Below are 11,000 nucleotides of genomic sequence, written 5' to 3' on the forward strand. Positions count from 1 at the left end.
GCGGACGAGGAGGTCGTGGGCGCCTTTCCCGTGGTCGGCGCTCAGCCACCCGACGCGCGGGTGCGGGCGAGGTCGCCGACGCGGCGCAGCCCGGCCTCGTCCAGCGTGCCACCCACCACGATCAGCCGGTCGTCGGTGGCGGTGGCCACCTGGACACCGCCGGCCAGGCGGGCGACGGTGGCGGGCCCGCCCTGGCCGCCCGGCGACTCCACCTCGCCGACGGCGCCGCACTCCGCGTAGAAGCGCTTGAACCGCTGCACGCCCTCGCCGGGCGCCGTGAGAAGCAGTTCCCACACGACGGTCCCGTCGGCGGCGCGGAAGTCCCGCCTGATCGTCTTCTCGGCGCCGGGGGCGATGGCCGTGACACCGCAGGGAACCCTGTCGGCGGGCAGGTCCGCCCACGCCGCCTCGGCGGTGGCGGTCGCCGTCCACTCGCGGCCGCCGCCGAGCTGTCCCGCCTCAAGCAGCAGGGCCTCCCCGTCCGCGGTCGCCGCGGACGGAGAGGTCCCCGCGTCCGGGAACGTCGTCGCGGGCGCGGAGGTCGTCGCGGACGAGGACGTACCGCAGCCGGTCGCGCACAGCGTGGCGACCGCGGCCGCCACGCCCGCGCGACGCATACGTTCCTTCATGAGGCCCTCCTAGAGGATCGTGACGACCAGGGCGAGCAGGAATCCGGCGGCACAGATCTGCCCCATCCGCGACAGCGAGCACAGCATGTCCCTGTCCCACTGGCGAGGGTCGTCGCTGCGCGACCTGAGGTACGGCATGAGCGCCCTCCCCGCGCCGAACCCGATCCCCGCGAGCAGTCCTGCCCCCAGACCGCCGGCCAGCACGACGACGGCCACCAGCAGATGCGGCAGCGCGGTCGGCGTGTAGGTGCGCACGCCGGTGCCCATCTCGAAGCCGAACTGCAGCGGCCCCTCGAACTCGGCCTTCGGGATCACGTCCTGCGGCACGAGTCTGCGGTTCTGCGGCAGGGACAGCGGCCGTCCGATCAACTCGAACGACATGATGACGGACACGACGGGCAACAGGGTCCACAGGCGTACCGGCTCCGGCACCACGGAGGCGATCCCGGCCACGGCGCCGACGACGGCGCCTGACACCAGGGCGCCGAGCATCAGCCCGGAATTGAAGATCAAAAGCTTGTCTCGCCAGACCGACGAGGTCAGCAGGTCCGCTGAGTTGAGGCTTCAAACCGACCCCGACAGCGAGAAGCCCGCCGTCACGCCCATCAGGATCCACGCGGGCATGTCGAGCGGGAGCGACCAGACCAGGTGTGCCACCGCCAGGGCGGTGGCACACGCGGCCATCCAGGACGAGGCCCTCATCTCAAGGGTTCGGCCAGGAACAGATGCGCAGCACGGTGCTGCCGTCGCAGGTGGCGACGTACCCGTCGGCGCAGCGGTAGGGGGTGCTGCCGAACTTCCACCGCCACGCGTTCCGCTTCGTCATGCCGTTGCCGCACGCCTTGGTGGCGTAGCTGTTCCAGCAGGTGCCGCTGCCGCGCAGGAACCAGCCGTCACCACCGCAGTGCGACTTCGAGTACGGCGCGCCGACGCAGATCTTGGAGTTGTCGTTGTAGCCGCTGAAGTTGTCGTAGCCGGCGCAGTTCGTGTACTCGTTCCCGACCGCCGCCTCCGCCCTGTTGGCCCGGCTCGGGGGTAGCGCCGAGACGATGTTGAGCGCCAGGGCGCCGCCGAGCACGCCGATGGACTTGAACATGGTCCTGCGGGACGGCCTGGCCTTCCTGACGATGGTGGCGCCGGCGTTCTCGTCGTCGTCGGCGTGCGGTACCTGCGACCAGTACTGGTCCACGTCGATGCTCATCTGCTTCCCCTCTGATCGGCGGCGCTCACGCCGAGCATGGTGTCAAGGTCGTCGTCCGAACCGGCCAGCCTGCGCCATTCCTCGACGCCGCCGGCGGTGTACTTCAGCAGGGTGGGGGTGGCGCCGACGGCGATCCTGCCGAGCAGCTCGGCGTCGATCACCGCCTCGACCGGTGTGCCCGCCACCCATTCGGCGCAGCTCAGGGTGGCCGACAGCAGTACCAGGTGGGCGTCGGGGACCGCGTGCGCGACGCGCGCCAGGTGCAGCGCCCGCTCCTCGCAGTTGCCGCACACGGCCGTGACCACGAGCACGTACGTCGGCCGCCCGTCGGCGTCGCCGAACCGCTCGACCACGCGGGGGGTGGTGTGGTCGACGGTGGCGACGGCGGCCTTGATCGTGGCGTTCTGCAGATCCCTGATCATCCTGAGCATCGCCGACAGCGCGAACAGGGCCAGCACGGTGCCGAGGAAGGCGAGCACCGCGAGGGAGTTGACGATGTTCTGCATCGGCCTAGCCCAGTCCGCAGCTGATGGACTCGACCGCGACGACGAACCTGGGGTCCTCGGGCCGCGCGGCGGTGATGGTGGTGGCGGTGGTGTCGTTGACCACCAGGGCGGAGCGGGAGCGCACGCGCCCCCGCTGGTCGGTCTCGTCGATGCGCCACATCTGGCCGCCGCGCACCCGCCTGCCCTCCGTGCCGGGCATGAAGGAGGTGACCTGGGAGGCCGGCGTGACCTGCACCGAGCACAGCTGGTTGATCGTGTTGACCGCCAGCAGGTTGCCGAACTGATGGCCCGACCCCGGGCGCGGCAGCATCGTCAGCCCGTCGGGGGCGTCGCGCACGTCGAACAGCGAGAGCCGGTCCATGAACGTCTCCAGCGGCACGCCGGTGCCGGGGACGAAGATGCCCACCTCGTGGTAAGGCCCGATCCACAGCATGTTGGTGCCGGAGTTCTCCGGGTCCTCGAGGGAGAGGATCCTGCCGCCGTTCCTCGAGGCCTCGCGGACGACGTAGCGGGACCAGTCGCCGCTCTGCTTGGAGATCGACTCCTCGGACCCGGCGGGCGAGACGTTCACCCGGTATCCGCCGTCGGGGCCGTAGAGCCAGACCGCGTAGGCCCACCGGCCGATGAACGGCTGGGGTTCGCCGTCGACGGTCAGCGTGCGGCCGTCAGGTGTGCGTACGTTCACCTTTCCTGCCTTTCGTCAGGTCGGGCGGCGGTCAGCCGCAGTGTCCCCACGGGCTCAGCGACTGGAAGCGCTGGCCGCCTGGCGCGTCGGAGGCGACACCGCCGAACTGGACGCACTTGCCGCCCGCCTGGACGCGCACCGGGCCCGCGTACGTGGTGAAGTCGCCGCCGTCGCGGTGGATGGTGCTGGACCCCTGCACCTGGATCCGCGCCTCGGTGTAGGTGCGCACGCCCAGGTTGGTGTTCTTCCAGGTGACCACGCAGTTGTAGCCGTTGTTGTTGTAGAGCAGGTAGGAGGTCGCCCAGAGTCGGGGGGTCTTGATCGGGACCGAGTCGATGATCCGGTAGCCCGAACCGCACACGCTCTCCGGCGTGGCGGCCGCGGCGACGGTGCCGCCGGCGGCGGAGCCGGTGTCGGCTCCGGCCGGCGCGGCCTGCAGGAGCAGGACGGCGGCGGCCGCGGGTACCAGGGCACGCGAGAAGCTGCTCATGGGGTTCACGTACTTTCCGTCACGGTGGCCGCATCTCGGCCGTCGCCGTTGACGATCTTCCGGAGCGCCCGGACGGGTCAAGATCCCCGAATCGGACTATCAACGCGTGAGCCGACACGGACAGGCGCAGGAAACCGCGCAGAAAGGAATCGGGGGTTCACTTTTCCTCGACGACCACACGCTGTCCTGGGAATCGGGTGCCGATGAACGAAGAGGGGATGCTCGCCGCGCTCGCCCTGCCCGGTGCCCTCCTGCTGCTCTACGCGGCCGCCCGCAGGCTCGTTCGCGGCCCCAGGCTTGCGGGCGTCCTGCGCGCCCACCGGCTCCTGCCGCCCCGGCTGGTACGTCACGCGCTGTGGATGGAGGCCGCCGAGGCGGCCGCCGGCGCCGTCGCCGGAGTCGCGTGGCTGGCGGGAGCCGCTCCGGTGTTCACGGCGGGGGCCGCCGTGACAGGCGCGCTGCAGGCCGCCTTCGCCGGCTACCTCGCGGTGCTGCTGCGCGAGCGCGGCCGGGTGCCGTGCGGCTGCCTCGACGACCACGCTCTCGCCTCGCCCGCCTCGGTGGGACGGGGGCTGGTGCTGGCCTCGGGCGCCCTCCCCGCGGCGCTCGGCCTGGCCGCGCCACCGGCGGCGCCGGGCGAGCGGGTCGTCCTGCTGGCCGGGAGCGTCCTGGTCGTGTTGATCCTGGTCGTGGCCGCGCAGACCATCGACCTGATGGCGTCAGGACCCCGTGGGAGGCGCACTTAGTCTGGCCCGATATTCGTGGACAAATCATCGACAGCGTGTAAACGGGTGAATGCCCAGAATTACATCCTGATCGGATAAGCTCCACGCGTGCTGCCCACTATTGCCGACGTTCTGGCCCTGGAGACCGTTCGCAGGGGCAACCCCCGCGTGGTCGCCGGCGCGGACCGGCTCGACAGCAGGGTGCGGTGGGTGCACGTCGGCGAGATCGCCGACATCGCGCATCTGTTGCGCGGCGGCGAACTGGTGCTCACCACCGGTGTCGCCCTCCCCGAGGATCCCGAGAAGCTGGCCGCCTACATCGGCGAACTGTCGGCCGTGGGCGCGGCCGGCCTGGTCGTGGAGCTGGGCCGCAGGTTCGTGCGCGAGCTGCCACGCGCGGTGGTCAAGGCGGCCGAGGACCATGGCTTCCCGCTGATCGTGCTGGCCAGGGAGACCCCTTTCGTGCAGATCACCGAATCCGTGCACGCCAGGATCATCGACATCCAGTTGGAGGAACTGCGCGCCTCGGAGCAACTGCACGAGGTCTTCACCGAGCTGTCGGTCGAGGGCGCCTCGCCCGCCGAGGTCCTGGCCCAGGTGGCCAGGCTGTCGGGCCGGCCGGTGCTGCTGGAGAACCTCGCCCACCAGGTGCTCGCCTGCGAGTCGGCGGGCCGCGACGCCGGCGTGCTGCTGGCCGGCTGGGAGACCAGATCGCGCGCGGTCGCGCCGCAGGATCGCACCGCCTACGACCCCGCCGCGGGCTGGCTGGTCACCGTCGTCGGCGCGCGCGGCCAGGACTGGGGCAGGCTGATCCTGCTCTGCGACGCCGCGCCAGGCCCTCGCGAGATGGTGCTGGCCGAGCGCGCCGCCACCACGCTGGCGCTGGGCAGGTTACTGGAGCGCCACCAGGAGTCGCTCGAACGGCAGGCCCACGGCACGATCATCACCGGCATCCTCACCCACGCCTACGCCGATCCCGACGAGGCCGCCGCCCGCGCCCGCGCGGTGGGGGTGCCGCTCACCGGGCGCAAGCTCGTCAGCGTCGTCCTGCGCCTCGTCGAGCCCTTCGACCAGGCCATCGACGGCCAGGCCCAGCTCGGCGAGCTCGCCGAGGCCACCGCCGCCGTGTGCCGCGACGCCAAGCTGCCCGCGCTCGTGGGCGCGCTCGACCAGGACCGCGTCGGCGTGCTGCTCCCCCTGCCGCCCCGCACGCTGGTCGAGCCCGCGCTGACCGCGCTCGCCGAGCGGCTGCGCGCGCTGTGGAAGCCGGGCTCCACGTTCGTGCTCGCCGCCGGTTCGGCGGTGGAGTCCATCCGCGACGTGCGGCGCAGCTTCCTCGAAGCCGAGCAGGTCGCCGACGTCGCGGTCCGGCAGCCGGACGGCAGGGCCTACTACCGGCTGCCGGACCTGCGCCTGCGCGGCCTGCTCCACCTGCTGCGCGACGACGCCAGGATCCAGACGTTCGCCGAACGCGAGCTCGGCCCCCTGCTCGCCCACGACGCCCAGCGCGGCGGGGACCTCACCCGCATCCTGCGCATCTACCTGGACGCCGGGCGCAACAAGGCGGTGGCCGCCCAGAAGGCGCACCTGTCGCGCCCCGCCTTCTACGACCGTCTCCGCCGGCTCGAGCGCATCCTCGACACCGACCTGGACGACGTCGAATCCTGCCTCTCGCTCCACGTCGCCCTCATGGCCCTCGAATCCTTCCGCAGGGAGAACCGTTGATCCGCGTCATGCACGTCGCCGACGTCCCGCTCGTGCCCGACCCGCTCGACCCCGCTCAGATCGTCTCGGGCACGCCCGTCACCTCGGTGGCCGAACTGGACGAAGGCCGCGGCATCTGGGAGATCACCCCCGGCGTGGTGACCGACGTGGAACGCGACGAGATCTTCGTCGTGCTGTCGGGCCGGGCGACCATCGCCGTCGAGGGGGGCGAGACCGTCGAGGTCGGCCCAGGTGACGTCTGCCTGCTGCCCGAGGGCGCCAAGACCACCTGGACCGTCCACGAGACGCTGCGCAAGGTCTACCAGGCCCACTGATCGCTAGAAGCCCATCGCCTGCCTGACCTCCTCCAGCGTGCGCACGGCCCGCTCCCTCGCGCGCGCGTTCCCCTCACGCAGCACCTGGCGCGCCTCCGCCAGGTCGACCTCGCTCCTGCGCTTGCGGATCGGGCGCAGGAACTCGTTGACCGCCTCGGTCAGCATGCCCTTGAGGCGCGCGGCTCCGCCGTACCCGATCTCCTCGGCGATCTCCTCGGGGGCGCGGCCGAGGCAGAGCCCGGCCAGCGTCAGGAGGTTGGCGACCTCCGGCCTGCTCTCAGGGTCGTAGGTGATGTGGCGGTCGGCGTCGGTCCGCGCCCCGCGGATCAGCGCGGCGGTCTCGTCCTCGCTCGCCTTCAGCGTGATCGCGTTGCCCCGCGACTTGCTCATCTTGCCGCCGTCCAGGCCGTGCAGCAGCGGCGCGTCGCCCATCATGGCCTCGGGTACGGGGAAGACGGGCCCGTAGCGCTCGTTGAACCGGCGCGCGACCAGCCTGGTGACCTCGACGTGCGGCAGCTGGTCCTTGCCGACGGGGACGAGCGTGCCCTTGCAGAACAGGATGTCGGCCGCCTGGTGCACGGGATAGGTGAACATCAGCCCGCTGACCGCGGACTGCGAGCTGTGCGCGATCTCGTCCTTGACCGTCGGGTTCCGCTGGAGCTCGGCCACGCTGACCAGCGACAGGAACGGCAGCAGCAGCTGGTTCAGCTCGGGGATCGCGCTGTGCTGGAAGATCGTCACCTTGCCTGGGTCGATGCCGACCGCGAGGTAGTCGAGGAGGAGATCGTCGATGTTGGCCTGGATCCTGCCCGGCAGATCCCTGTCGATGATCACCTGATAGTCGGCGACCAGCACGAACATCTGATGGATGTCCTGGAGTCTCACCCTGTTCGCCAGGGTGCCGAAATAGTGGCCGAGATGCAGCGGCCCTGTCGGCCTGTCACCTGTCAGCACCGTGTGGTTCATTCTGGGTCCTTTTCGAGAAATGTCCCCAGACGCCACGAAAGGCCGTCCGAGGACGGCCTTTGCGCATGCGGAGGTCAGTGGCCGTCGATCGGCCGCCACCACATGCTGATAGTCATGGGCCCCATTATAGGGCGCAAGCCGTACCGGACCCAGATTCCGTACGGCTTGCGCCCGGCTCTCTGTTACCTGCGGTGATCCTGCGTCGCCTCGGCGTGGAGCGTGTCGTCCGCGCAGATGTACATGTCCCACCGGCGGGGACGCGTCACGAACGCGCCGAGGATGAACCCCAGCACCACGCTCGCGATGATCACAAGGAGGATGTTCAGCCCCATGTCGGCTGCCTCTCGGGATGGAGTGCCGCTCGAATCCTTGATACGCGGCCTACCGAAAGGTAACGCCGAGCGGTAGGCCACCGCAGGGGAATCCCGTCATTGTCGTGTCAATTGGATAACTGTCTTCAACGGGTTCGCGTGTTTCGCCCCCTCCCCGTAGTTGATCTCGCCAGGATGGACCGGCTTGTCATCATCCACGGGGAGTTTTCATGTCACGACGCGCCTTCATCGGCCTGGCCGCGGCCGCCGCCCTCACGGTCACCTCGGCGGTGCCCGTCGTCGCGCAGGAGGTGTCGGCGCCCTTTCCCTCGGCGCGGTTCCCCCTCGGCGAACGGGGCATCCCTGCGAAGACGCAGAAGTCCGTGACCAGCGGCATCGACCTCTACACCGTCTCGACGGGCACGGCCAAGGACGGCTACACGGTCACCGTGCTCATGCCGAGCGGCCGCGACTACGGCATGCGCGAAACCGCCGAGGCCAAGGCCGCGGAGGTGGAGGCCGCCGGCCAGACCGCCAGCGTCCAGAAGGTCATCCGCCCCGCGGCGGCCGACGACCCGGCGGAAGAGATCTACATGGTCCGCGTGGGCCTGTGGCCGTTCAAGGACAAGGCCAAGGCTGAAGAGGCCGCCAAGGCTCTGACCGACGCGGGTGTCAAGGCCCGCGCCGACTACCTCGGCGACGACGGCCTGAAGACGACGGGCCCGTGGGAGATGCAGGTCCTGACCATCGACCCGCGCGGCTTCCGCGGCTCCTACGCCGCCAGCCTCGGCGTCAGCGTCGGCAAGCGCGAGACCACCTCGTCGATGGCCAAGGCGCAGAACGCGATCGCCGCCGTCAACGGCGGCTTCTTCAACATCCACACCTCGCCTGCCCTGCGCGGCGAGCCGCTCGGCATCTCCGTCGTTCGCGGCCGCATGCTCAGCGAGGCCGTGCCCGGCCGCTCCGCCCTCGTCCTCAAGGGACGTACGGCCCGCGTCACCGAGCTCAAGAGCACCGTCGTCGCCGTCTCCCAGGACGGCAACCGGCTTGACGTCAACGGCGTCAACCGCCTCCCCGTCGCCGACGAGCTCGTCCTCTACACCGAGGAGTACGGCGTCAAGACCCCCGCCGACGGCGGCGCCGAAGCCGTCCTCGACGCCACGGGCAAGGTCACCGCGCTGCGGCAGGCGGGCGGCGCCGTACCGGCCGGATCACGGGTCCTGCACGGCTCGGGCACCGCGGGCGAATGGCTGTGGGAGCACGCCTGGGAGAACTGGAACGTCAACATCGACACCAAGGTCATCGACGAGCGCACGGGGCGCAGGGTCGTGCTCACCCCTGACGTCAGCATCATCGGCGGCGGCGTGGGGCTCGTCCGCAACGGCCGCATCAGGGTCACGGCCAAGCGTGACGGCCACGACTCGGTCAACATGATCCTGCGCCGGCACCCGCGCACGCTCGCCGGTGTGACCCGTTCCGGCGGCCTCATCCTCGCCACGGTGGACGGGCGCAAGCCGGGCATCACGGTCGGCGCGAACATGATCGAGGCGGCCCAGCTGATGAAGTGGCTGGGCGCGGTCCAGGCGATCAACCTCGACGGCGGCGGGTCGACCGCGATGGTCGTGGGAGGCAAGGTCGTCAACAAGCCGTCCGACGGCGGTGAGCGCGCCGTCGGCGACGCGCTCCTCATCCTCCCCTGATCATCGTCCCCTGACATCGCCGGCCCCGCGCCTCCGTTCGGGAGGCGCGGGGCCGTCTCGGGCGCGGGGGCGCCCCCCGTGGGGGGATCTCCGGGCGGGGCGCATCTGGCGCAGCGCCCGCCGGTCACGCCTGCCCGGGCCGGACTTTCTAGCGCAGGGCCTTCTTCGTGTCGGCGATGAACGCGCCGACATACGGGTGGGCCGGGTACAGCTTCCGCACCAGGTGGAACTTGTCCAGCGCCGCCTCGTACCGTCCGCTGAAATAGTCCTCCAGGCCCGCGCTGTAGACCCGCGACGTCCGTGACCCGCGCGGCTCCACCGCCGCGGCGGCCAGCCGCTTCCTGATGACGCCGACCGGCAGCACGAAACCGGCGTTCTCGGCGAGCCCGCTGTCCATGGTGGCCGCCGCGACCACCATCCCGATCACCCGGCCGTCCGCGCTGAACACGGGTCCGCCGGAGTTGCCGACGTACATCGGAGCCTGCGCCTGCAGATACGGCACGCCCTTCACGCTGGTCCGCCTGACATTGAAGGCGCCCTCGGTCACCGACGGATACAGCCTCGACAGCTCGTCCAGATCCGGGTTGAGCGACAGGATGCCGGGGAACCCGCTGATGTAGAGGTTGTCGCCCACCCTCACGTCGTCGTCGCTGCCCAGGGAGACGGTCGGCAGGCCCCGCGCCCCAGCCATCTTCAGCAGCGCGAAGTCCGCGCCGGGCCAGTCGCTTCCCTTCGCGACAAGTTCGAGGTTCCGAACGGAGATCTTGCCCTTACCGTCGTGCATCACGACGGCCAGTTCCTTCTTCAGACCCCGCACGCGCATGGCCTTGAGGTCGAAGGCGGTGAACATCTCCTCGGCCAGCTTCGTCATCCCCTCGTCAGGCTGCGCGACATCGGAGACACCCTTGATGAAGTCCTGCACATCACGCTTGGCGATCTTGGCCAGCGCCTTGGTCGCGAACTCCTGCCGCAGCGCCGCCTTGCTCATGCCGGCACAGTGCGCGGCGGTCACCATGTACCCGTCGGGCGTGATCCACCAGCCGGTGCAGATACCGGCGACCACCTCGCCGTCGTCCTTCCTCAGGGCCTTGCCGGGCACGAGGTACTTGCCGACGTTCTTCGCCGCGGCCCTCAGCACCCACTTGATCTGGCTCTGGTGGTCGGCGGGAATCCGGCCCGCCTTCGCGTGCCGCTCGGCCTTGGCGAACAGGCCCTCGAACGCCTTCGTCGCCACCGGCTCGGGGATCGTCAGCGTGGCCGTGTAAGCCATCATGATCTGCTGGACCGCCGGGTTCGTCTCCGCGGCCAGCCTGGTGCCCACCGCGACGTCCTTCGGTTTGGGCTTGGCGAGTGCGCTCCCCTGCAACGCCGTGACGCCGGCCAACGCTATTCCTACCGCTGCCGCCGCTGCCAATGATCTGCGCATTCGTCTCACCCCTCGGTTGTCCTGGGGCGAGCATGCGGTCGGCCACTGGCGGACGGCTTAAAGCCCGGTTTCGACCGCCTTGCGAGCTGCTTCCGCAGGTCGCAAGGGATGTGGCGCAGGAGGCTCCAGATGCGTGGCTTCGAGAGGTCGCAAGGGATGTGGCGCAGGAGGCTCCAGATGCGTGACTTCGAGCCGGACTCGAAACGCCTGGAAAACACCGTCAGAAATGCAGAAAGGCCCCGCCGGGCATAACCCGGCAGGGCCTAACTGACAAGAATTGCGCGGCGGCGACCTACTCTCCCACACCCTCCCGAGTGCAGTA

Annotated in this window: 14 protein-coding genes; 4 read left to right on the forward strand and 10 right to left on the reverse strand. The window is 70.3% G+C overall.

Going from position 1 to position 11,000, the window contains the following annotated elements; translation table 11 throughout:
- Positions 1-41: 41 nt before the first annotated feature.
- The 7 genes from ACFSKW_RS49685 to ACFSKW_RS49715 are packed head-to-tail and all read right to left on the reverse strand — an operon-like array spanning position 42 to position 3,511.
- Positions 42-629 carry a hypothetical protein gene (locus ACFSKW_RS49685; protein ID WP_379581949.1) on the reverse strand — a complete coding sequence of 196 codons (588 nt, stop codon included), beginning with the start codon at positions 627-629 and terminating at the stop codon, positions 42-44.
- Positions 630-638: 9 nt separating this feature from the next.
- Entirely contained in the window at positions 639-1,142 is a 504-nt protein-coding gene (locus ACFSKW_RS49690) for a hypothetical protein (RefSeq protein ID WP_379581951.1), read from the reverse strand.
- A 51-nt stretch (positions 1,143-1,193) separates the two neighbouring features.
- Complete coding sequence (locus ACFSKW_RS49695; protein ID WP_379581953.1) at positions 1,194-1,331, reverse strand: hypothetical protein; 138 nt, start codon at positions 1,329-1,331, stop codon at positions 1,194-1,196.
- Between the two features lies 1 nt (position 1,332).
- The gene (locus tag ACFSKW_RS49700; protein WP_379581955.1) at positions 1,333-1,830 is read right to left on the reverse strand and encodes a hypothetical protein; all 498 of its coding nucleotides are present in this window, start codon (positions 1,828-1,830) and stop codon (positions 1,333-1,335) included.
- Positions 1,827-2,336, reverse strand: a complete 510-nt coding sequence (locus ACFSKW_RS49705; RefSeq protein WP_379581957.1) for a hypothetical protein — start codon at positions 2,334-2,336, stop codon at positions 1,827-1,829. The genes ACFSKW_RS49700 and ACFSKW_RS49705 overlap by 4 nt, the downstream gene beginning before the upstream one ends.
- A gap of 4 nt (positions 2,337-2,340) precedes the next feature.
- Positions 2,341-3,021 carry a hypothetical protein gene (locus tag ACFSKW_RS49710; RefSeq protein ID WP_379581959.1) on the reverse strand — a complete coding sequence of 227 codons (681 nt, stop codon included), beginning with the start codon at positions 3,019-3,021 and terminating at the stop codon, positions 2,341-2,343.
- 31 nt (positions 3,022-3,052) lie between these two features.
- Complete coding sequence (locus tag ACFSKW_RS49715; protein WP_379581961.1) at positions 3,053-3,511, reverse strand: spore-associated protein A; 459 nt, start codon at positions 3,509-3,511, stop codon at positions 3,053-3,055.
- Between the two features lie 203 nt (positions 3,512-3,714).
- Here ACFSKW_RS49715 and ACFSKW_RS49720 point away from each other — a divergent pair, with 203 nt between their 5' ends.
- The 3 genes from ACFSKW_RS49720 to ACFSKW_RS49730 all read left to right on the forward strand — a co-directional run bounded on the left by ACFSKW_RS49720 (position 3,715) and on the right by ACFSKW_RS49730 (position 6,275).
- Positions 3,715-4,257, forward strand: coding sequence for a MauE/DoxX family redox-associated membrane protein (locus tag ACFSKW_RS49720; RefSeq protein ID WP_379581963.1), 543 nt, complete (start codon positions 3,715-3,717; stop codon positions 4,255-4,257).
- Positions 4,258-4,344: 87 nt separating this feature from the next.
- The gene (locus ACFSKW_RS49725) at positions 4,345-5,961 is read left to right on the forward strand and encodes a PucR family transcriptional regulator (RefSeq protein WP_379581965.1); all 1,617 of its coding nucleotides are present in this window, start codon (positions 4,345-4,347) and stop codon (positions 5,959-5,961) included.
- Positions 5,958-6,275, forward strand: coding sequence for a cupin domain-containing protein (locus tag ACFSKW_RS49730; protein WP_379581967.1), 318 nt, complete (start codon positions 5,958-5,960; stop codon positions 6,273-6,275). The genes ACFSKW_RS49725 and ACFSKW_RS49730 overlap by 4 nt, the downstream gene beginning before the upstream one ends.
- A 3-nt stretch (positions 6,276-6,278) precedes the next feature.
- Here the strand turns inward: ACFSKW_RS49730 and trpS are convergent, their stop codons facing one another.
- Together trpS and ACFSKW_RS49740 are read right to left on the reverse strand one after the other, a co-directional pair.
- The gene (gene trpS / locus ACFSKW_RS49735) at positions 6,279-7,241 is read right to left on the reverse strand and encodes a tryptophan--tRNA ligase (RefSeq protein WP_379581969.1); all 963 of its coding nucleotides are present in this window, start codon (positions 7,239-7,241) and stop codon (positions 6,279-6,281) included.
- Between the two features lie 182 nt (positions 7,242-7,423).
- Entirely contained in the window at positions 7,424-7,573 is a 150-nt protein-coding gene (locus ACFSKW_RS49740) for a hypothetical protein (protein WP_379581971.1), read from the reverse strand.
- Between the two features lie 209 nt (positions 7,574-7,782).
- On the opposite strand from ACFSKW_RS49740, the gene ACFSKW_RS49745 reads away from it, so the two are divergent.
- On the forward strand, positions 7,783-9,252 hold the full coding sequence (locus ACFSKW_RS49745) for a phosphodiester glycosidase family protein (RefSeq protein ID WP_379581973.1): 1,470 nt from the start codon (positions 7,783-7,785) through the stop codon (positions 9,250-9,252).
- Between the two features lie 148 nt (positions 9,253-9,400).
- Here the strand turns inward: ACFSKW_RS49745 and ACFSKW_RS49750 are convergent, their stop codons facing one another.
- Positions 9,401-10,636 carry a trypsin-like peptidase domain-containing protein gene (locus tag ACFSKW_RS49750; protein ID WP_379581975.1) on the reverse strand — a complete coding sequence of 412 codons (1,236 nt, stop codon included), beginning with the start codon at positions 10,634-10,636 and terminating at the stop codon, positions 9,401-9,403.
- Positions 10,637-11,000: the final 364 nt, after the last annotated feature.

The sequence above is a fragment of the Nonomuraea mangrovi genome (genome assembly GCF_042681425.1).
GTDB lineage: Bacteria > Actinomycetota > Actinomycetes > Streptosporangiales > Streptosporangiaceae > Nonomuraea > Nonomuraea mangrovi.